The sequence below is a fragment of the Pseudomonas sp. BJa3 genome, from assembly GCF_026343815.1.
Classification (GTDB): Bacteria; Pseudomonadota; Gammaproteobacteria; order Pseudomonadales; family Pseudomonadaceae; genus Aquipseudomonas; species Aquipseudomonas soli.
The window spans coordinates 1-241 of the sequence record NZ_JAOXMC010000499.1; the positions used below are offsets into that span (position 1 = coordinate 1).

Here is a 241-nt window from a genome sequence, read left to right on the forward strand (position 1 = left end):
GATATGCCCGACATTGCTGTTGAAGTACGCCGTCTCCTGCGGCCCGATGCTCACCGCTTCGCCGGTCTCGAACTCGATCCGCACCCGGCCGCTGAGCACCAGGGCGAATTCCTGGCCGGGGTGGCGGATGAATTCGTCAAACTGCTGCCGCTCGCGGGCAATGATCCGCGCATACATCGGCGTCATCAGTCGCTCGGGAAAGGCCCCGGCAATCGGATGGTAGTCATAGGTACCGGTGCTG

The 241-nt window shown here is 63.1% G+C and carries 1 protein-coding gene; it reads right to left on the reverse strand.

The genetic code is table 11. From position 1 onward, the window contains the following. A partial coding sequence (locus OH705_RS28555; RefSeq protein ID WP_267303612.1) for a cupin domain-containing protein occupies positions 1-241 on the reverse strand: 241 nt, incomplete at both ends.